The organism is Actinoplanes auranticolor (assembly GCF_018332655.1).
Classification (GTDB): Bacteria; Actinomycetota; Actinomycetes; order Mycobacteriales; family Micromonosporaceae; genus Actinoplanes; species Actinoplanes auranticolor.
In genome coordinates, this window is record NZ_BOQL01000039.1 from 1 (window position 1) to 20,488 (window position 20,488).

A 20,488-nucleotide genomic window follows, 5' to 3' on the forward strand; every position below is an offset into this window, starting at 1 on the left:
CCTTATTTACCAGGGTCTTAGTAACACGCTGCGCGAACGCTGGCGTGAACTCCTCACCCCGAATCCCACCCCCATCGGTCATACCATGAGCAACCACACCCCAAACTCCGGCAACTACGACCGGTCCGCAGCCACTGCCATGCAACTGCGCGACGTCGAGGCCCGCATCGCGCGTGCCCTGAGCCCTCTCGCCAACGTTCCTGCCACCGCCAGCTGCGACCAGCCTCCCCCTGCCTACATCCGACGTCACCTCGCCGAACACGCAGCCGCCGGAGGAGTCCTCAACTCCTGCACGATCCCCGACGCCTTCGTGCCCTACCTTGACCCAGCCAGACTCCGTGCCGCGGCCGCCGCACACACCGCACAGCACTACGCCAACCACCCGCTTCTGGGCCTACCCCGTTTTGACGGACATCCGAGATCAGGAGACCTGGGGTCTCCGGGAGGATGTCCACCATCATGGAGAGCATGGGTAAGAAACGACCTCGGCCGCGGCGGATGATCACGCCGGAGTTCAAGGCCGAGATCGTCGAGCTGTGTCAGCGCGGGGACCGCGCCGTCGGTCAGGTCGCGAAGGACTTCGACCTGACCGAGACCGCGGTGCGGCAGTGGGTCAGGCAGGCCGAACTCGATGCCGGGACCCGCTCGGACGGGCTGACCAGCGATGAGCGGACCGAGCTGGCCCGGCTGCGTTCGGAGAACCGGCGGTTGCAGCAGGACGTCGACATCTTGAAGCGGGCGACGGCTTTCTTCGCACGGGAGACCCGGTGAACGCGTATCCGTTCATCGCTGCGGAGCAGGCCGGCAAGTACAGCGTCAAGCGTGCCTGCGAACTGCTCAAGGTCTCCCGATCCGGCTACTACCAGCACACTCGCGGCGGGCAGAGCAACCGGGCACGCGTTGATGAGGAGCTGACCGAGCGGATTGTCGCCGTGCACGCGGCGTCGAACGGCACCTACGGCGCGCCGCGCATCCACGCCGAGCTGGCCGAGGCGGGCCTGCGGCACGGACGTAAACGCATCGCCCGCCGGATGCGGGTCGCCGGGATCCGCGGCAAGAGCCCGCGCCGCTGGCGAGTCACCACTATGGTTGACCCGGCCGCGGCGACCCGCCCGGATCTGGTTGGCCGGGACTTCGCCGTGAACGCAGCCGCGATCGACACCCGCTGGTGCGGCGACATCACCTACATCAACACCTGGGAAGGCTGGTTGTATCTGGCCACCGTCATCGACCTCGCTTCGCGGCGGGTCGTCGGCTGGGCCGTCGCCGACCATCTCAAAACCGGCCTGGTCGACGCCGCCCTGACCGACGCGCTGCGCCGACGCCAGCCAGCCGATGGGCTCGTGTTCCACTCCGATCGCGGCTGTCAATACACCAGCGCCCAGCACAGCCGCCTCGCCCGCCAGCACGGTATCCGGCTATCGGTCGGCCGGCGCGGCCAGTGCTGGGACAACGCCGTCGCCGAGTCGTTCTTCGCCACCATCAAAACCGAACTCATCCACCGGCAGGCCTGGCCTACCCGCGGCGCCGCCCGGCAGGCGATATTCGAGTACGTCGAAGGCTGGTACAACACCAGACGCCGCCACTCCAGCCTCGGATACCGCAGCCCCGCCGCCTACGAAACCGGCACCACCATCAGCCTGCTACCCGACCTCAAAGTAGCCTGAAGATCGACTCATCGACCCTGTCCGCCAAAACGGGTCAAGCCCATTCTCCCTGCCATCCGGCAAACCACTCACACATGGCAATGGCGCAACCCCGCCGCCAACGCCGCCGCAGTCAGCCTGCACGCCGCACTGAACAACGAGCCATGCACGCCATCCATCGGCGGAAATTGGCACGTCCGCTGGGCCGTCCGCTGGGCCAGCCCGCATGAAATCCTCACTCAAGAGGCATCAGCAACCACCATCGCCACCACGATGCTTCAGGACGGGCGCCCAGTCGCGGTCACCGGCGACTTCGACGGCACGGTGCGGGTGTGGGACCTGACCACTGGCACCCCGATCGGCGAGCCGATGACCGGCCACACCAGCGGCGTGACGGCGATGGCGACGGCGGCCCTGCCCGATGGGCGGCCGGTCGCGGTCACCGCCAGCGGTGGCTTCGGTAGCACGGTGCAGGTGTGGGACCTCACCACCGGCACCCCGATCGGCGAGCCGATGACCGGCCCCATTGGCGGCGTGCAGGCCGTAGCAGCGGCGACCTTGCCCGGCAGGCGAACGATCGCGGTCACCGCTGGCGGCGGCACGGTGCAAGTGTGGGACCTCGCCACCAGCACCTCGATCGGCAAACTGATGACCAGCCACACCAGCATCGTGGAGGCGGTGGCGACGGCGACCCTGCCCGACGGACGCCCGGTCGCGGTCACCGCTGGTGGCGGCACGGTGCAAGTGTGGGACCTCACCACCAGCACCTCGATCGGCAAACTGATGACCAGCCACACCAGCATCGTGGAGGCGGTGGCGACGGCGACCCTGCCCGACGGACGCCCAGTCGTGGTCACCGCCAGCAGCCGCGGCGGCGGCACGCTGCGGGTGTGGGATCTGACCACCAGCACCCCGATCGGTGAACCGATGACAAGCCACACCAGCGGCGTGGCGGCGGTGGCGGCGGCGACCCTGCCCGACGGGCGAACGGTCGCGGTAGTCGGCGGCTTCGACGGCACGGTGCGGGTGTGGGATCTGACCACCAGCACCCCGATCGGTGAACCGATAACCGGCCACACCAGCAGCGTCTTGGCGGTGGCAACGGTAACCCTGCCCGGCGGGCGGACGGTGGCGGTCACCGCCAGCGTCGGCGACCGCACGGTGCGGATATGGGACCTGGACACCGGCACCCCGATCGGCGAGCCGATGACCGGCCACACCCGCTACGTGCGGGCGGTGGCGGCCGCGACTCTGCCCGATGGGCGGCCGGTGGCAGTCACCGCCGGCGGCGGCGACCGCACGGTGCGGATATGGGACCTGGACACCGGCACCCCGATCGGCGAGCCGATGACCGGCCACACCCGCGGCGTGGAGGCGGTGGCGACGGTGACTCTGCCCGACGGACGCCCAGTCGCGGTCACCGGTGGCGGCGACTACGACGGCACGGTGCGGGTGTGGGACCTGACCACCAGCACCCCGATCGGCGAGCCGATGACCGGCCACAGCGGCGGCGTGTTGGCGGTGGCGACGGTGACCTTGCCCGACCGGCGAACGGTCGCTGTCACCGCCGGCCACGACGGCACGATCCGGGTGTGGAACCTGAGCGCCGGCACCCCGATCGGCCCGCCGATGACCGGCCACACCAGAGGCGTGACGGCGGTGGCGACGGCGACCCTCCCCGACGGACGCACAGTCGCGGTCACCAGCAGCTCCGACCGCACGGTGCGGATACGGGACCTGACCACCAGCACCCCGATCAGCGAGCCGATGACCGGGCACACCGGAACCGTGGAGGCGGTGGCGACGGCGACCCTCCCCGACGGACGCACAGTCGCGCTCACCGGCAGCTCCGACCGCACGGTGCGGATATGGGACCTGACCACCAGCAGCCCGATAGGCGAGCCGATGGTCGGGCTGTCAATCAGGGCGCTAGACGTACCCCAGCAGCGCGGCTCGCTCGTTGTCTTCGCTGGTGACGGCATCGCTGTCGCAAAGCTATACATCAACTGAGCAGGTAGTGAACGCGCTGAACCGCGCACAAAAGCTTCCTCATGGTGGTCCTCCCCCGCCAATGGTCCTCAACTATCGACCAGCTTGGCGCAGCAGTGCCGCAGCAGGTCGCCGTCACGGTTGAACGGGGTCTGTTGCGTTGCCGGATCAGCAGACACTCTGAGCCGGTCGGACACGCTCGTCAGATCGCGTCGGCGAGTTCGGTGAATGCTGCGGCGACCCGCAGTGCGGGGCGGGCGTCGACTCCGAGTTCGTAGTGGCCGCGGCGCACATTCTGCATGAAGGCATTTCCGGCGATCACGATCTATGCGGTCCGATCCTTTCGGAGGCCGCGCATTGGTCTCAGCCGGCGCTTGAGCTGCGCATGATAGGCCTCGACCGGATTATTGGCGTACTGCTCGACGTGATGCCAGGCCAAGGGCAGCACGTTGTCGAGAACAGCCGGGTAGACGGGTGCGGCGTCCGTCACCACCTCGCTCGGGCTCACCTTCAGCGTGCGCAGCGCCCGGCCCATTGACCTTCACGTACGTCACATCGACGAACCACCGATCGCCGGGTGAGTGCCGGACGAACCGCGCGGCATCGACCAGCAGTGGCGTGAAGCGCTGCACCCACCGGTAGACCGTCACGTGATCGAGCAGATCGAGCGCGCGGCTGATGTCGGGGATGTAGCGGGCCGGCACCCTTTCATGATGACGTGTGTAACGTCCGAGCGAGTCACTCCCCTCATCCTCCGGAGTCCCGGTTGACCGCGAGCCTGCTGACCACCATGGCCGACCGCCTCGACGCCGCTCCCGGGGCGCCCCTCTACACGTTTCTCGATCGCCACGGCAAGGAGATCGACGCGGCCGACCACCAGGAGATCGTCCGCCGGGCGGCCGGCACCGCCGACTTCCTGCAGGCGGCCGGGGTCGCGCCCGGCGACCGCGTGCTGCTCATCTTCCCGCCCGATGGTCTAGAGTTCGTTGCGAGCTTCTTCGGGTGCCTGCTCCTCGGCGCGAATCGCGTCCGCGCTCACCGCCAAGGACAACGACCCGGGCGACTCGTAGACGTTCAGGTAGCGGACCGCCTGCAGGCCCTCGTCGCGGAGCTCGGTCTTGGACAAACGGGCCGCATGCTGCTCGTTTTCGTCCCGGTAGCCGGCCGCGATCCGGGTCGGGTCGAGGTTCACCCACTATCGCGTCCAGCTCTGGGTACCCGAGGTCGGCGGGCCGATCGATCCCGACAACGAGGCCCACGACCAGGTCATGTCCGTCTTCGGCGGCATGAGCAAAGGCGAACGCAACCGCATCAAGATCCGCGTCCGCACCGCCATGGCTACCCAAACCCAGGTCGAAGGACGCTACCTCGGCGGCCTGGCCACCCCCGGTGATGGCTCGCCGTTGATCGACGCGTACAGACGCCACTGACCCTTGATCGCGCCGCAATTCGTACGGGCCCGGGCCATGCATGCTCGCCACACGCGTGGCCATGGTGGAGGGATCGGTGCGGCGAGGATCCGAAGGTTGTAGGTACGGTGTGGCGGTGACGGGCAGTCGGCGCGGCGGCGTTACTGAGCGCCTTGCGTCAGGTGCGCTGCTGATCGCGGCAGCTGCAGTTCTATTTGGCCTGGCATGGCGCTTTCACGACAGTAGTGTGCTGGGAGGGCTCGATCAGCTGTTCAGCGTCATCGGTGGCGGTGCCGGAGTCGTGGCTCTCTATGTAGCGATACGGCCCCGTCAAGCTGCTGGTGTTGTTCCCGACGATGGCAGCTCGGCCACTCTGGATGCCCTTGCGGCAGCCGTGGCGGCGGTATGGCGGCCCGAGCAGCGACACCGTCGGCTGATTAATCCGCACCCTCTGCCGACCGCCTGGGTCACTGTCGGCCCGCCGATTGGCGACCATTGGAGCAACGTCCGCAGTGACGGCGACCCGACGCCGCTGAATCTCGACGGCTGCCTCGACCTCAAGCGAACCGACGCGCTGCATAAGGTCCTGACCGACGAGCGGCTGCGTGGTCGGGTGGTCATTCTGGGCGCGCCGGGCGCTGGCAAGACGGCGTTGTTACTGCGTGAGACGCTGCGCCTGTTGCAGGCACGCGAGCCGGGCGATCGAGTACCGGTGCTGTTGCGCCTGTCAACGTGGAACCCAGATGAACAGAACCTCGCAGAGTGGATCACCAATCAGATCGCCGACGAGTACGCCTACAGCACTCCCATCTCGACCGACCGGCTGCTACCCCTACTCGACGGCCTCGACGAGATACCCGCGCCCAGCCGGGAGCGGGCCCTACAGGCGATTAGCAACACGTTCGACCCTGATCACCCACTCGTGCTGACCAGCCGCAGCGACGAGTACCTTGACTCCCTGGCCGCGCTGCCGGGTACGGCACTTGCCGGAGCCGCGGTCTTGCAACTTACCGACGTACCCGCTGACATCGTTATTGGGTTTCTACAGCGGGCCACCGGCCGCGTCGACTGGGCACAAGTCTTCGACCGCGACATCACCCATCACGGAGGACGTCTGGCCGTCGCGCTTACCGAGCCGTTGTGGATTGACCTCGCCCGTATTGCCTTCACTGACCCGAACCAACCCGACAATCAGCCGGCCGATCTGCTCGACCTTCCCGATACCGACACTATCCACACCTACCTGCTCGACCGGCTCATTGTCAGCGCCTACCCAGACCCCCCAGAGCCGAGCCCGACGGGACACACCTGGCGCCGCGCCGATGCCGAGCGTTACCTGCGCAACCTCGCCAGACACATGCAACGCCTCAACACCGAAGACTTCGCCTGGTGGGAACTGGCTCTCACCGTCTCCTTCAACGCCAGGCTCGCCCACGCGCTCCTAGCCGGGCTCATGGGCGGGTCCATGGTCGGGCTCACGGTCGGGCTCACCGTCGGTCTCTTAGCCGGGGAGTTCATGTTCGGGGTCGTGGCCGGGCTCGTGGCTGGGTTCATGGGTTGGCTCGCGCTCGCGATCGTGTTCTCGCGCATCGCTTGGCGTCTGGCACCAACTCGAGGACAGATACGGTGGCGCAGGTCAGTCCAGCCGCTAATCCGGCGGCTCAATTCGAGGCTCGCGGTTGGGCTCATGTCTTGGCTGGCGGTGGGGCTCATATTCTTGCTCGGGGTTGGGCTGGCGGCCGAGCGCCGCGATCCTTTCTTCGTGCTTCTGTACGCGTTATGGCTCGCATTGTGGTTCGCGTTTTGGCTCGCAGTTCAACTCACTGCTGAATTCACCACCTTCTTCGACAACAGCGATGCGGACATCCTCGCAGCAAACCCGCTCGGGCTTCTGCGCAACGACCGGCGCAGAACGATGGTGACCGCATCTGCGTTCGGGCTCGCAGTCGGGCTCGCGGTCGGGCTCACGGTTGGGCTCGCGTTCGGCATAGGGGACGGGCTCAGGATCGGGCTCGCGTACGGACTCACTTTCGGGATCGCGAACGGGATCACAGGCGGCATTGCCTTCGCGCTAACAGCGAGCTCATGGGGATGGCTCCAATACGCGCGACTATGGTGGTGCAGTCGAGACGACCTCCCCTGGCCACTCATGACTTTTCTCGCCGACGCTCACCGAAGAGGGCTACTCCGGCAGACCGGCGGCACTTTCCAATTCCGACACGCCTTGCTCCGCGACCGGCTCGCCCGATGAGGACGCAACGCCCCATGCACGCTTATGCCGTCGATCGGCCGTCATCCCGCACTACTGCGGAGGGCAGTGCAGGAGGCACGCGAGGCTCGGATGCGACGAAACACCCGATTCTTAACGAGGGATGGCACAGCCTTGACCCGCCAACGAGATGGCCGTTCGATCCCGGAGGTGCCGACCGTGCCGATCCTCCGTATCTCCTGCTGGGCTGGATCCTCGAGCTGCACTTCGGCCCCGGCCGGCCCGTGAGATCGAGCTTGGCGTCGGCGAGCACGTCGAACAACACCAGATTCGCCGGCCGCGCCGCCGCTTCTCGCGCCAGACGACGCCCGGCCGTAATGCGACCCAATAGAGCCGGGAACACGGTGGAGCCGAACGCGGTGTCCCACACGACCAGCTCACCGTCGACCACGGTGCCCGGCGGCAGCGTCTCGCGCACCGCGGCGACCACATCTGCTGGCAATGTCGGATATCGGAAGTACAGGAGTTGAAAGCGTGACGGCCGTGCCGGCTCGGGTGGTGCTCAGCTACGGGCTACCGGATGTAGTTCGCATCCGGCCACCGGAAAGCTAGCGGTGGCCGGATGCGGTTGGGTGGTCAGGGTTTGAGGACGATCTTCTCGCAGTTGTCCTGCTTGTTTTTGAAGATGTCAAAGCCGTGTTCGGCTTGGTCGAGCGGCAGGGTGTGGGTGATGATCCGGGTCGGGTCGATCTCGCCGCGTTCGATGCGCTGCAGCAGGGGCTTCATGTAGCGCTGCACGTGGCACTGACCGGTGCGCAGGGTCAGGGAGCGGTTCATCCAGGCGCCGGTGGGGAACTTGTCCATCAGTCCGCCGTAGACGCCGATCACGGAGACCACGCCGCCGCTGCGGCACGACATGATCGCCTGGCGCAGCGCGTGCGGGCGTTCGGTCTCCGAGCGGACGGCCTGCTTGACCCGGTCGTACGCGGCGATGTGCGCGCTGCCGTGAGTGGCTTCCATACCGACCGCGTCGATGCACTTGTCCGGTCCCCGCCCGCCGGTCAGTTCCAGCAGCGTGGAGCGCACGTCGACCTCGTCGAAGTTCACCGGGATGTGACCGGCCCGTTCGGCCATCTGCAGCCGGTAGGGCTCCTTGTCGATGGCCATGACCTTCGCAGCGCCGAGCACTCGGGCGCTGTCCATGGCGAACTGACCGACCGGGCCGGCACCCCAGACCGCCACCACGTCGGAGGGCTGGATGTCGCACATCTCGGCGCCCATGTAGCCGGTGGGCAGGATGTCGGACAGGAACAGCACCTGCTCGTCGGTCAGGTCCGACTCGATCTTCAGCGGTCCGACGTCAGCGAACGGCACTCGCGCGTACTGCGCCTGCCCCCCGGCGAAGCCGCCGGTCAGATGCGAGTAGCCGAAGATTCCCGCAGTGGGGTGGCCGAACATCTTCTCCGAGATGCCGGCGTTCGGGTTGGTGTTCTCGCAACAGGAGTACAGCTCGGCGGCGCAGGCGGCGCAGGCGCCGCAGGCGATCGGGAACGGTACGACGACCCGGTCGCCGACCCTCAGCTTGTCCGCGGACACCCCGGAGCCGACCTCGATCACCTCGCCCATGAACTCGTGGCCCAGGATGTCGCCGTCTTGCATGGTGGGGACGTAGCCGTCGACCAGGTGCAGGTCGGAGCCGCAGATCGCGGTGGAGGTGATTCGTACGATGGCATCGCGGTTGTTCAGGATCTTCGGGTCCGGCACGTCGCGGACCTCGACCTTGTTGCGGCCGGCCCAGGTGTTGGCCCTCATGCGTCTGCTCCCTTCTCGAGCTCGGCGTCCGACAGCGGTTGCGCCGGGCGTTGCGGGAATTCCTTGCGGGCGCGTTTGCCCCACGGGGCGCCGTCGGAGCGGACCACCTCGCCGGTCTCCAGGACCTGCTTGAGCCGGCGCAGGTCGTCGTCGAGCTGCTGGTGCGGTTCCTCACCGAAGTACTTCGCAACCGCCTTGCCGACCGCGCCGCCGGGAATGTCGTAGACCAGCACGACGTGCACCTCGGTGCTGACGCCGTCCGGGGCGGGCAGAAACCGAACCGTGCCGGCATTGGGCACCTTGGCGTCGCCGGTCGAGCGCCAGGCGATCTTCTCGCCCGGCGTCTCGTCGGTGATCTCCGCGTCCCACTCGACGCTGCTGCCGAACGGTGCGGCGGCGGACCAGTGGCTGGTCCGGTCACCGGTGGTACGCACCTGCTCGAGGTGCGCCATGAACGTCGGAAGGTTCTCCAGGTCGCGCCAGAATGCGTACACCTCCGACGCGGGTCTGCGGATGGTTGTCGTGGCTGTCAGATCCATGGATCCTCCTTCGCGTTCCCTGCGCGCGCTCCGCGCCGTCGGCGCGGAGCCGGTCTTGCTCGTCTGGGTTGCCCGCACCGCGGTCAGCAGGTCCAGCGCCGTGATCCCGGCGATGGCGCCGGTGACGGCGAGGAGCCGCCGTCGGCGGTGCCCGTCGCGGTGGGCGATGGCCATGGCGAGCGCGGTGAGGTCCATCGCGTCGCCGGCGACCCGGGTCCACGCCCAGACGTTCTTGCGCCGGCTCGTCAGGAGCCCGGCCGCATGGACCAGTTCCCGGGCTCCGACCAGTGGTACGACAGTCCTCGACGTGGCGGAGTCGTCCACCCCGCTGATCCGGCGCACCGTGTCCGGCGCGGCCAGCTGGGCCACGCCCAGACCGAGACTCATCCAGCCCAGTCCGCGGCCACGCCGCTGTACCTCGTCCTGCTGTGCCTCTGATTCTCGAGTTGCCAGTTGCGTCATGGCAGCCTCCGTATCCGATCGCACCCTGCCGAACGTCCCGGTGCACCGTGACCCGGGGCGCGTCTGATTTGACTCGCGTACCCCTCCGAATGCCACCGAAACGGATGCATCCTCTCGTGACACATCCGTGGTGCTGAGCCGAAATGGACAGACTTTTCGGAAGTTGACCGCAAGGTCCTTCCCGAGTAGACCGGGGCATGTGCCCGGACCTGACTGTCGCCGGGCGAGGGCGAGCTGACGGCGAGGAGCGACGATGACCCATGGTGGACCGCACCGTCCGGAGATCGTCGTCGGACTGGTGGCAACCCCGCCGGATCACCCAGCCCGGGTCACCGCGCAGCTGCGCGCCGAGCTGGCCGACCGACTCGCCGAGCGGGTAGACGCCGACGTGCGTTGGATTGTCCGGGAAGGCTGGGGTGACGTGGCGCCGCGCCGTGACGGTGGCGCTGACGCACTGCTCGACGACTTGGCTCAGCGGCATACCGACGATGGTTGGGACGTCGCGGTCTGTCTCACCGATCTGCCGTTGCACGCCGACCGGGTGCCGCTGGTCGCGCAGACTTCTGCCCGGCGCCGAGCCGTTCTCGTATCGTTGCCCGCGCTCGGGCTGCGCCAATTGCCTGCCGTCCGCGCGGTCGTCCCGGACCTCGTGGGCCGGATACTCACCGACGCCTCCGATGAGCGGGTGCCGCCGTCCGCTCGGGAACCGGCCGAGCTGGCAAGCCAGGTCACCGCCGTGCACCGGGCGCACGGCGAGGCCGACTCCGGAGAGTGGCGCTACGTCGCCTCCCGGCTGACCGGCCGGATGCGGCTACTGGCCGGAATGGTCCGCGCGAACCGCCCCGGGCGCGCTCTGTTGGGCCTGTCCAAACTGCTGGTCGGCGCGTTCGGCACAGCCGCGTTCGCACTCACCACCAGCACCATCTGGCAGATGGGCGACGCCCTCGGCCCCCTACGCCTCACCGTGATCATGCTGCTTGGGCTGACCGCGCTGGTGGCCTGGCTGATCATCGCGCACGACCTGTGGGAGAAGCCGGACCGGGACACGTCGCCCGAGCTGGCCCGGATGTTCAACTGGGGCACCGTCCTCACCCTCGCTCTGGCCACGGCGGTGTCCTACGTTGTGCTTTTCGTCGGAACGGCACTCGCCGCGGCACTACTGATCGACAACTCCGTGCTGGAACAGACCCTGCAACGACCGGCCCATACCACCGACTACCTGACCCTCGCCTGGATCATCAGCTCCCTGGCCACCGTCGGCGGTGCGATCGGCTCCGGACTCGAAGACGAGGAAACGGTCCGGGCCGCCGCCTACGGATACCACCCCGAACCCGACGGCTGGCAGGACCAGAAGGCTCGCTGACCCCGTCAGGGCGACGCGATGCCGGCGGTCCTGGCGGCGTAGGCGTGCCAGTCTCCAGCGGCCGTGCGTTGCCAGTCCACGGCGCTGCTGATGTCAATGCCCAGGCAGCGTGCGAGCAGACCCGCGGGTAGGTTGCCGGCGAGCTGGAACAGGGCGGCGGTGCGGGCGGCGTGGGTGGACATGCCCAGCACTGCGAGGCGTTTGCGCAGCATGTCCGCGCTGATCGGCTGGGTCCAGGGCCGGCCGGGGAAGATCCAGGGTGTCGCGGCTCGGTCCGTGCCTGCTCGCTCGGCTGCGAGCCGGGTGAAGAGCTCGGTCATGGCTGGTGGCAGGTCGATTGGAGTGGTGCCGAAGGTGATCCGGACACCGCCGGAGCTGCTGTCGAGGTGGTCGAAACGCAGCAGGCGGACACGTGCCGCGGTCTGCGCGTAGAGCACGACGATCAGGCCGGCCAGGCGGTCTTCGGTCGGAACAGCATCGTCGTGCAGCAGGCGGCGAGCCAAAGTCCATCGCTGGTCGTGGTCGATGCAGCCGTCGGGTCCTGCCCACTGCTGCACGGGGACGGCCACAGCGGTGAGTCGCTCGCGGCGCGCCCACCGCAGGAACAGGCCCAGCTCGGCGCGCCGGGCAACGCGGCGGCTGGCGAGCCACCCGTCGATGTCGGTCTGCCTCAGATCAGCGAGGGTGCGCCCGGATTCGGCGAGGGCCACCAAGACTGCAGCCGCCGCTCGGACGCGGTTACGGATCGCTTCGGCCTGCCCTTCGGTCACCGGCTTCTGCGGGCCGGTCCTGGCGCGTAGCTTGCGCAGGTGGTACCAGACGGCGTAGCGGTGCACGATCGTGCGGTGCTCCGGGTCTGCGATGGCGCCGACAGACTTGCTCATCCACTGCTCGAGGCGCCGAAGGTGCTCGTCGTGCTCCGGCAGCACACTGGCGGCGACCAGGATCCGCCGCACGTATCGGACGGTCTTGGTGTCTGGGATCTGATCCAGTCCCTCGTGGGATAGCTCCACGGTGCCGGTGGCCAGGTCTCGCAGCAGGGCACGTGCAGCGGGACGCCGGGCCAGCCAGGATCGGACGCTGCCAGGCCGATCGACTCTCCGCCACCAAGTCAAAAGCGGTTGCAGCTCGGGCTGTACCTGGTCGCCGACGGTGAGCAACGGCTGCACAATAGCGATGAGCCGACACGTCGGGCAGGCGCCTTCAGTGGGTTGAACCAAGCCGCAAGACGGGCACTCATACCGGCGGCGTAGCGGCGTGCCGGGCTGCGCAGGGGTGCACAGGGCGCACCGCGGATCGTCCAGGGTTCCGCTGTGCGGGGCGCGGATCTTGCCGCAGCCTCCACAGCGAAGCCTTCGAGCATCGCAGCTCCGACAGCGGGGTTGTCCGGTCAACGTCGACCGGTTTCCGGGGGCCAGCTGCCCGCACAACGCGCAGGTGAGCACCGGAGATGGGCGGCACGACGCGCAGAGCGGGCCCTGCGGGGTCCGGTTATTGACCGGGCGCAGGTGCCCGCAGGCGATGCACCGTTCCGCGTTTGCCGGGTTCCGGCGGTGGCAAGGTCCGCACAGCGGCCGGCCTTGGCGGTCGCGGGTGCCCACCTCACGGACCCTGCCGCACTGGGCACATGGTGCGGCCCGCACCTGCCGATCGCATCGGGCGCAGAGCCACGACTGCTCGTGCCACTTCACCAACGCCACGACACGGCCACATCGTGGGCATCCGGGACGGACCATTCCCACCACACCGGCCTCGGTAAGCGAGTCGACCAGCCGCAACACCGTCCGCACCGGCGCATGCGCAGCCCGACCGCGCAGCAGATCCGGATCTGCTGTCACCGCAGCGACAAGTGCCCACTGCCGGAACAGACCCGGAGCCACCCGTCGCGCCGCCGTCCGTACGACGGTCGGTTCAGCGCCCGGGTCGATGCCCCGAACCGCGGACGTCAATGCTGCCCAGTCGGGTTGCTCCGGCAACGGCCGGCACCGCGGACACCGCCACGAGCCGTTCTGGTCCCGTATGGTCGAGCGGCGCAGCTGCCCGCAGCCGGCGCATTCGCGGGTCGGCGTTCGGCAGCCGTCGCAACACCAGGCCGAGCCCCGCACCGATGACAACGGCCGGGCGCAACCGCGGCAGGCCGGCGCCGCCACCACCGCCGCACCGGAGCGGCGCAGCAGAAGCATGAGTTCACCCAGCACCTGCGGCGCCGGGGACCGCCCGTCACACAGCACCTCCGGTCGGTCCACCAGCACCCGCACCACCTGCCGCTGCCGCACGACCGTGTTCACGACAGTGGTCACGGCATTCTCGACGGTGGCCCGGTCCGCCGTCGGGTCGACCGCGAGGATCTGCTGCACGATGACATCCCGTGGTGCAGCGCCTGCCGTGCCAGCCGCCTCGGCGTTCACGAATCGGGCCCCATGATCCGAGCTCGCTTCGGGCGAAGGTCACCGAGACGATCGCCGGCGGCGCCGGCCGCCTTGCGCACACGGGTCCGCTGGGCTGCGGCGACCGGCTCGATCAGGTCCTCCATGCGGCAGTCGAGGATGTCCAGCAGCGCCATCAGGATCTTCAGGCTCAGCCGCTCCGGGCGCTCGGCTACCAGGCGGTATACCTGGCTGGACGACAAGGCGATGTCCCGCGCCGCGAGCGGCGCGATCAGGTCGGTGGTTGAGTACATTCCCTGCGCCGCCATCAGCTGCCGCAGGTGCCAGCGGTAGTCCAACTTGCCGTCCACGTGACTCCTCCTGCCTATCCGGTGGCACGGTCGGGGTCGAACGCTGGTGCCAGCGCCTGCCGCAGCGCTGAGTTCATGAAGGCATCGCTGACGTGCGTGTAGATCGCCGTCGAGCTGTCGCACTCGTGACCGACCTGGACCTGGATGAACCGACGGTCGACCCCGTCCTCCGTCAAGTGCGTCACGTAGGCATGCCGCAGCGAGTGCGGTCGCAACTCAGCCGGCAGCCGCAGCGCGTCCCGGTACGCCACGAATCGTGCGTTGATCTCCGCCGGTTGCAGCCGGCCACCCCGCTCGGTCAGCCACAGCGCTGGATGATCGGCGCAGCCGAACCGCGGGCGCACATTGTCGACGTAGTCCGCCAGCGCCTCCACCGCCCAGCCCATCATCGACAACACGGTGCGCCGGCGCGGCGCCCGCCCGCGCTTGGCCTTGCCGTAACGAACGCTCAGCGACCCGAACCGGCCGAACTGCGCCGCCTGCGGGTTGCGCGCCCAGTCGACCACATCCAGTTTCGAGGTCTCCGTACGCCGCAGACCCCACCCGTAGATCACCTTGAACATCGTGGCGTCGCGATACGCCACCAAAGCCCCCTTACGCCGATTGCGGATCGCTCGGTCGACCTGGTCATCGGCGTAGTCCAGAAACCGCTGCAACTCAGCCCGGGTGAACGCCCGCGCCTCTGGCCGGCCCTCGTACTGGTTGACGTGCGCGATGGTGTTCCACTCGTGGCAGATCAGGCTCGGGAACGTCCCGAAACGCTGCTCACATGCCGCGACCCAGCCGTACCGGCCATCGGTCAAGAACTCCGTGAACAGCCTCAGCATGCCCTGGTAGTGCCGCACCGTCGACGGTGCCAGATGCCGTTCGGCCAGCAGCCATGCCGACCACTCGTCCACATGCGCCGCGGTCCACTGCCAAGGATGCTCGTTGGTGAACTTCAGAAACCGGCGCACCAGCAGCTCGCGGTCCAGAATCGAATCTTCGTGCAGTCCCCGGGCGGCCTGCTGCGCTCGCCAGCCGCGCAGCATCGCCTCGAGCATCGCTTCTTCCGGCCGCAAGTGCACCACGCCGGCCGTCAGTTCCAACCGCACCGAACCCGGCACTTCCAGCTGCCGATGCTGACCCATTCACCCATCCCTCCCGATGGGTGTTAAGTGCATCAGATGCAGGAATCGTCGTCAGTCACCAGATCAGGTGACCCATCCCGAAGCCCCGCAATACGAAGCGGAAGGCCCTTCTGAGCGCCAGACCTCGCCCATCGGACGGAATTCCTGAGGGTTGGGGAAGTATGGCGTGAGGTCCTTGCCGTGGCGGCTCTGCAGATACACCCTGTCCGACCGGACGAACGCCAGGGCCCGGAACCCGTCGAACTTCGGCTCATACGCGCATCCCCCACGGCACATCCGCGGCTCGGGCAACTCGGCGACGCCGACCGCTCGCATCGGCTGGACAGGCGGCCTGAGCACCCCTCCGACGTTAACGATCTAGTCGCGAACACCGTGCCGGAATGACGAGTTTGCCCCAGCTGGGCGCCGAGTCGGCCGGAGAACTACAACGCTGTTCTTTGATCACCAATCTTGTCGTTGAGCTGCGGAGACGCGATGGTGGAGTGATCGGCGGACGCTCGATCACACGGAAGCCATGAGCCTCTGCATCGGCATTGCTCACCCCGTGGTCGAGGTCCGCCGTTACCGCGGCCGCCCTGACCCGAGAGGCGCGATTGGCCCGGATCACCCATCCCGGCACGCTGAGGCGACTCGCCGACGTCGCGGCGGGGACGCCAGCCCCTACTAGCCCGTGAGTGGAACGTCTGCCTCCGCGCAGCGCACGCGATAAGCTGCAATTAGAACAAGTGTTCGGTCGTGTCTCCCCCACGGCGTCGCGTCAGCGTGCCCGCAGGAGGAGAGCGATGCCCGGCAAGCCCCTGCGCCCGTTCCGACCTGCCTGGTCCGGCGATGGTCGGATCGCCGGGCCCGACGACGTGCACCGACTGCTGCGCGACGTCAACGCTGCCGGGCGCAGCCGCGACACCACCGCGCTGGCCATCCACCTGGCGCAGTCCGCCGACGATGTCGGCTTGGGCGAGGCTGACCTCGCGCGGGTGCTGCCCGCTCCGCCAGCGCTCGCCGGGCTGCTTCCCTGGCCGGGTGGTATCCGGCGCGGTGCGACTGTCGCCGCCGTCGGGTCGACGTCGCTGGTCATCGCGCTGCTCACCGAGGCGATGAGCGCCGGATCGTGGGCCGCGATCGTGGGGATGCCGACCTTCGGCGCGCTCGCCGCCGCCGAGGCCGGCGTACCCCTTGAGCACCTGGCACTGATTCCCGAACCCGGCCCTGACTGGCCGACCGTGGTGTCCGCCGCCATCGACGGCGTCGACATCGTCGTCGTGGCCACCCCGGACAACGTGGCCGACAGCATGATCCGCGCTCTCATGAATCGGGCCCGGCAGAAAGGCACCGTCCTCATCCCGACATCGGCATGGACGGGCTGCGACCTGGTCATCACCCTCACCGGCCGGACATGGTCGGGATTGAGTCATGGCCACGGTCGACTGCGCAGCCAGCAGATGACCCTGCAAGCGGTCGGGCGCGGCCGGGCAGCGAGGCCGTGCGCCGTCACCGTCGCGATTCCTCGTGCGCCCGAACCGGCCCGGCCAGCGCAGCCGCCCGTCGAACCGACCGTCCACCTGGCCGCTGTAGAAGCATGGGGGGAGGTGGAGCCGACATGAGGCGCACGTTGGTCAGTGGTCGGGCGCGGTAGGCATGGTCTCAAGTGTTCGCGGCGCCCGGGTCAGGTGGAGATTGAGCGGCACAGGCCCTTCCAAGCCCTGTCCATTATTGGCCCGGCAGACCTGGACGTCTTGCTCGTGCCGGTAGGGGTGTCCGGGCAGCGTGACGGGTGGGTGACGTCGCGGCACATATCAGGTGTGGCGATGCTGCGCGATCCACGCTTCGACGTCACCGGTCAGCCAGATCTTGCCTTGGGCGAGGTCTGCAGTGGGTTCAGGGAAGTTTGAGCGGTTGGTGATCTGGTAGACGCGCTGGCGGCTGATTCCGCCGAGCCGCATCCGGATCTCGTGGGCTCCCATCAGACGGATCTTCTCTCTTGCCATGCCCAACACTATAGGCGTATGACTACTAGTCGCGCGAACGAGAAGTCGGGTGGCCCGACCGCTCGACATTGACGTTGGAGCTGGCGCCGTGGTCTCTTCGCATCCAGCAGGGTCGCCGCCGGCCGGCGTCGGCGGATCACTGGATCCACGCCGCATCACCCTGATCCGGTCAACGCGTGGCCTTGCCTGCTCGACGCCGGCCCGATGCACGGAGAAGCGGGGACTGCTGCCAACCGGCTCACGTCAGGCATGACGGCAAGCCGAACCGCTCAGACAGCGCCGAGGGCGAGGCTGAGACCAGCAGCCTTACCGCGGCAAGTCGGCCGAGGTTGACGTTGTTCGCCCGTCATCGCCACACCCCTTCAAGAAACGGATCGACGGCGAATGGGCCCTCGTTAGCGCGGCCATGTGCGGCAATGAGCGGCCGCTACCCACCGCACCGATATCGGCTCCTAACTACTCCTGAGCGGTCCACATGGGGTGGGCGACGATCTCAGATCATGGGCGCTATTGTTAGCGCGATGCACGCATTTAGCCCCGCCCACCTCAATTTCAACTCCTAGGAGCACTCTCACATGGCAAAGCAGATTGTCACACTGCTGACCGATGACATCGACGGCTCCGAAGCGAACTCGACCGTGGAGTTCGGCCTGGATGGCGTCAACTACACGATTGACTTGTCCGAGAAGAACGCCAGCAAACTACGCAAGGTCTTCGAGCCCTATCTCAACGTTGCCTCTCGCGTCGGACGTAACACAGCCGGTCGTATCCCTGCTCGTGGTCAGGCAACGCCGAGCCGGTCGAACCGTGAGCAGAATCAGGCCATCCGCGAGTGGGCCACCAAGAACGGCTACGAAGTGTCCGAACGCGGCCGGATCCCTAGCTCGGTCCTCGAGGCGTTTCACAGCAAGCGCTGAAGCATGGGGTGACAGCGCGGCGGATCGGCACGCCATTGCGCAGCTATGGTGCTATCCGGAGCGCGTGACGCGGCGTGATATGTCGTTTTGGCCGGCTGTCACCCTGCCTGCTCAGTCCGCAATGCGTGTCGATGGACGTCGCATTGCATGGCCGGACGCCGACTTCTGCACACAGGCGAACGCGCGGTGATATCGGCTGCGCTCGAATGACATCGCTGTAGTTCGGTGATCTTTCCGGCTGCGGGTTGCGCACCTGACTCCCGTGAGGGTGACTGGAGGGGTGCTGCCGGTCCTCGAGTACCAGGGATGGCAGGTCGAGACCGTCGAGATCGACCTGGGTGCCGGCTTGCGCGCCTGGATTGAGATCCGCTACGGCGACCAGCGTCGGCACGTGGCCACGCTGGCGGAGCGCGACGCCGTGCTGCGCGAGCACGGCGTCGACCCGGGTGTTCTGACCGTGCTCGACACGATTGAGGACGGGTGCGAGTGATGCGCCCCGCTACGGCGCAGCCGATCCTGATTGCTCCGATGCTCGCCACGGCCGGCGAGCTGCCGTCCGGGCCGGGTTGGGCTTACGAGTTCAAGTACGACGGGGTCCGCGCGGTCGTCTACACCGGCCACGACGGGGTGCAGCCGTTCTCCCGTAATAACCGCGAGATCACCGCCACCTACTCGGAGCTGGCGGAGTGCGCCCGGTTGCTGGGCGGGCGGCAGGCGGTCCTGGACGGCGAGATCGTCGCCTTCGACGGCGACCGGCCCAGCTTCGCCCGGCTGCAACAGCGCATGCACGTCGTGCTGCCCTCGGCACCCCTGCTCGCCGCGGTCCCGGTGCAGTACTACGTGTTCGACGTGCTTGCCCTCGACGGCCAAGACCTCACCGACCAGCCGTACGCGGCCCGCCGGAACATCCTCGCCGGCCTCACGCTGAGCGGCGAGCACGTGCGGGTGCCAGCGAACTTCGTCGACGTCGACGCGAAGACGGTGCTGCAGGCCGCGGAGATCGCCGGCCTGGAAGGCGTCGTCGCCAAGCGGCTCACCTCGCCGTACCGACCCGGCCGGCGCTCACCGGACTGGACCAAAGTCCCGCTGATCAAGACCCAGGAAGTCCTGATCATCGGGGGGAAACCCGGCGAGGACCGCCGCGCCGGCACCATCGGCTCAATATTGCTCGCCGTCTACGACCAGCACGACAAGCTCGCATACGCCGGGCACGTCGGCACCGGCTTCACCGGCGCCGCCCTGCGCCACCTGCAGCAGGAACTAACCCCGCTCACCCGATCCACTCCCCCGCTGGCGGACGTGCCACGCGAGCATGCTCGACACGCCCGCTGGGTCGAACCGGTGCTCATCGGCGAGGTGGCATTCCGCAATTGGACGTCCGACAACCGCCTGCGACACCCCTCCTGGCGCGGGCTGCGCACCGACCGGTCGCCAGCGTCGGTACGGCGCTAACCCGAACCGGTTCCGGCACCGCCGCAAGGCACGGTGATCGGAGCCATGCAAACCAGAGACCGGCAGTGGCGCGTCGAAGCCGTCCGCCCCGGCGAACGTGACTACTTCCGGCTCATCCACGGCGACAACATCGTCGACGGGCTGGTCATCGCGAGTCTGCAACGGCTGCTCGCCGAGGCTGGCGTCGACATGGCCGACCTCGTGGAAGCTGATACGACACCCATGTCAGGAGCAGCCGGGGCGGCTTGATGCCTGTTGACCGTTCACACGTCAAGTCAGTGGTCGAGCGGGCGTGCGGCAAGACGAGTCGCGGCCTGAGGAACATCTGTTGCCCGCACCGCGTACAGGCTCGTTGGCTCCACCCAGCCGCCGCTACGTTCAGCCGATCGAGGTCGCCACCAGGGAAATAGGCGGCTTCCGTCCACTCGCTGACTTGATCTAGTCGAACGCATGTTCTAACGTCCGAGCATGGCCGAGCGCGTCGAGCACCACTTCAACCGCAGGTACGGTCTTAACCGGCGCGACGTGTTTCTCATCCGCACTGAGACCGGCTGGCAGGTCCTCGGCCGCGAAGGCGGCGCCGAAGGTCGCGAGGTGACTCACTACTTCGACGACGAAGCCGACGCGCGCAGGATGCTTGAACGGATGCTGGCCGCGGTGCCGCTGGAGCTCTCGGGTTAGGCGAAGATGTCGCCGTCTCTTCCGCACGAACGCCCAGGCTGAGCAGGTTCCTCAACTGCCTCTGCTCTCTACTCGGCACCGTCCGACGGTGACGCCGTGGACGGCCGGTTCGAGGATGCCTGGAACTCCTTGGGCGAAGTAACGGCGGTTCCGGCAT

General features: G+C 67.9%; 20 protein-coding genes. 12 read left to right on the forward strand and 8 right to left on the reverse strand.

The annotated features are described in order from the left end of the window. The first annotated feature begins 468 nt into the window (after window positions 1-468). From Aau02nite_RS24340 to Aau02nite_RS24350, 3 genes are all read left to right on the forward strand, one after another. Window positions 469-771, forward strand: coding sequence for a transposase (locus Aau02nite_RS24340; protein WP_212990877.1), 303 nt, complete (start codon window positions 469-471; stop codon window positions 769-771). Beyond that, a complete protein-coding gene (locus Aau02nite_RS24345; protein WP_212990878.1) occupies window positions 768-1,667 on the forward strand; it encodes an IS3 family transposase in 900 nt (299 codons plus the stop codon). The genes Aau02nite_RS24340 and Aau02nite_RS24345 overlap by 4 nt, the downstream gene beginning before the upstream one ends. Before the next feature lie 252 nt (window positions 1,668-1,919). After that, entirely contained in the window at window positions 1,920-3,656 is a 1,737-nt protein-coding gene (locus Aau02nite_RS24350) for a WD40 repeat domain-containing protein (RefSeq protein ID WP_212990879.1), read from the forward strand. Between the two features lie 304 nt (window positions 3,657-3,960). Here Aau02nite_RS24350 and Aau02nite_RS48105 read toward each other — a convergent pair whose 3' ends face one another. Together Aau02nite_RS48105 and Aau02nite_RS24360 are read right to left on the reverse strand one after the other, a co-directional pair. Next, the gene (locus Aau02nite_RS48105) at window positions 3,961-4,170 is read right to left on the reverse strand and encodes a DDE-type integrase/transposase/recombinase (protein ID WP_212990880.1); all 210 of its coding nucleotides are present in this window, start codon (window positions 4,168-4,170) and stop codon (window positions 3,961-3,963) included. 441 nt (window positions 4,171-4,611) lie between these two features. Continuing rightward, the gene (locus tag Aau02nite_RS24360) at window positions 4,612-4,827 is read right to left on the reverse strand and encodes a hypothetical protein (protein ID WP_212990881.1); all 216 of its coding nucleotides are present in this window, start codon (window positions 4,825-4,827) and stop codon (window positions 4,612-4,614) included. 76 nt (window positions 4,828-4,903) lie between these two features. Between Aau02nite_RS24360 and Aau02nite_RS46675 the strand changes: the two genes are divergently transcribed. Together Aau02nite_RS46675 and Aau02nite_RS24370 are read left to right on the forward strand one after the other, a co-directional pair. Continuing rightward, a complete protein-coding gene (locus tag Aau02nite_RS46675) occupies window positions 4,904-5,065 on the forward strand; it encodes a hypothetical protein (protein WP_246595404.1) in 162 nt (53 codons plus the stop codon). 115 nt (window positions 5,066-5,180) lie between these two features. Beyond that, window positions 5,181-7,295, forward strand: coding sequence for an NACHT domain-containing protein (locus tag Aau02nite_RS24370; RefSeq protein ID WP_212990882.1), 2,115 nt, complete (start codon window positions 5,181-5,183; stop codon window positions 7,293-7,295). 594 nt (window positions 7,296-7,889) lie between these two features. Here the strand turns inward: Aau02nite_RS24370 and Aau02nite_RS24375 are convergent. Together Aau02nite_RS24375 and Aau02nite_RS46680 are read right to left on the reverse strand one after the other, a co-directional pair. Next, a complete protein-coding gene (locus Aau02nite_RS24375) occupies window positions 7,890-9,065 on the reverse strand; it encodes a zinc-dependent alcohol dehydrogenase (RefSeq protein ID WP_212990883.1) in 1,176 nt (391 codons plus the stop codon). Next, the gene (locus Aau02nite_RS46680; protein ID WP_246595405.1) at window positions 9,062-9,991 is read right to left on the reverse strand and encodes an SRPBCC family protein; all 930 of its coding nucleotides are present in this window, start codon (window positions 9,989-9,991) and stop codon (window positions 9,062-9,064) included. The genes Aau02nite_RS24375 and Aau02nite_RS46680 overlap by 4 nt, the downstream gene beginning before the upstream one ends. A 328-nt stretch (window positions 9,992-10,319) precedes the next feature. On the opposite strand from Aau02nite_RS46680, the gene Aau02nite_RS24385 reads away from it, so the two are divergent. Further along, window positions 10,320-11,429: a hypothetical protein gene (locus Aau02nite_RS24385; protein ID WP_212990884.1), complete on the forward strand. Its 1,110-nt coding sequence runs from the start codon at window positions 10,320-10,322 to the stop codon at window positions 11,427-11,429. 5 nt (window positions 11,430-11,434) lie between these two features. On the opposite strand, the gene Aau02nite_RS24390 is transcribed toward Aau02nite_RS24385, so the two are convergent. The 3 genes from Aau02nite_RS24390 to Aau02nite_RS24400 all read right to left on the reverse strand — a co-directional run bounded on the left by Aau02nite_RS24390 (window position 11,435) and on the right by Aau02nite_RS24400 (window position 15,296). Further along, on the reverse strand, window positions 11,435-12,385 hold the full coding sequence (locus Aau02nite_RS24390; protein ID WP_212990885.1) for a site-specific integrase: 951 nt from the start codon (window positions 12,383-12,385) through the stop codon (window positions 11,435-11,437). Between the two features lie 1,448 nt (window positions 12,386-13,833). After that, window positions 13,834-14,166, reverse strand: a complete 333-nt coding sequence (locus tag Aau02nite_RS24395; protein ID WP_212990886.1) for a helix-turn-helix domain-containing protein — start codon at window positions 14,164-14,166, stop codon at window positions 13,834-13,836. Window positions 14,167-14,180: 14 nt separating this feature from the next. After that, a complete protein-coding gene (locus Aau02nite_RS24400; protein ID WP_212990887.1) occupies window positions 14,181-15,296 on the reverse strand; it encodes a tyrosine-type recombinase/integrase in 1,116 nt (371 codons plus the stop codon). A gap of 782 nt (window positions 15,297-16,078) precedes the next feature. Here Aau02nite_RS24400 and imuA' point away from each other — a divergent pair. Next, the gene (gene imuA', locus Aau02nite_RS24405; RefSeq protein ID WP_212990888.1) at window positions 16,079-16,897 is read left to right on the forward strand and encodes a DnaE2-dependent mutagenesis accessory factor ImuA'; all 819 of its coding nucleotides are present in this window, start codon (window positions 16,079-16,081) and stop codon (window positions 16,895-16,897) included. Between the two features lie 192 nt (window positions 16,898-17,089). Here imuA' and Aau02nite_RS24410 read toward each other — a convergent pair whose 3' ends face one another. Continuing rightward, entirely contained in the window at window positions 17,090-17,281 is a 192-nt protein-coding gene (locus Aau02nite_RS24410) for a helix-turn-helix transcriptional regulator (protein ID WP_212990889.1), read from the reverse strand. A gap of 575 nt (window positions 17,282-17,856) precedes the next feature. Here Aau02nite_RS24410 and Aau02nite_RS24415 point away from each other — a divergent pair. From Aau02nite_RS24415 to Aau02nite_RS24435, 5 genes are all read left to right on the forward strand, one after another. After that, on the forward strand, window positions 17,857-18,198 hold the full coding sequence (locus Aau02nite_RS24415) for a histone-like nucleoid-structuring protein Lsr2 (RefSeq protein WP_212990890.1): 342 nt from the start codon (window positions 17,857-17,859) through the stop codon (window positions 18,196-18,198). 280 nt (window positions 18,199-18,478) lie between these two features. After that, window positions 18,479-18,688, forward strand: a complete 210-nt coding sequence (locus Aau02nite_RS24420; protein WP_212990891.1) for a hypothetical protein — start codon at window positions 18,479-18,481, stop codon at window positions 18,686-18,688. Next, window positions 18,688-19,650 carry a non-homologous end-joining DNA ligase gene (gene ligD / locus Aau02nite_RS24425; RefSeq protein WP_246595406.1) on the forward strand — a complete coding sequence of 321 codons (963 nt, stop codon included), beginning with the start codon at window positions 18,688-18,690 and terminating at the stop codon, window positions 19,648-19,650. The genes Aau02nite_RS24420 and ligD overlap by 1 nt, the downstream gene beginning before the upstream one ends. Window positions 19,651-19,695: 45 nt before the next feature. After that, window positions 19,696-19,899 (forward strand): hypothetical protein, encoded by a 204-nt coding sequence (locus Aau02nite_RS24430; protein WP_212990892.1) that lies wholly within the window; start codon window positions 19,696-19,698, stop codon window positions 19,897-19,899. Window positions 19,900-20,118: 219 nt separating this feature from the next. Beyond that, the gene (locus Aau02nite_RS24435) at window positions 20,119-20,331 is read left to right on the forward strand and encodes a hypothetical protein (protein ID WP_212990893.1); all 213 of its coding nucleotides are present in this window, start codon (window positions 20,119-20,121) and stop codon (window positions 20,329-20,331) included. Window positions 20,332-20,488: the final 157 nt, after the last annotated feature.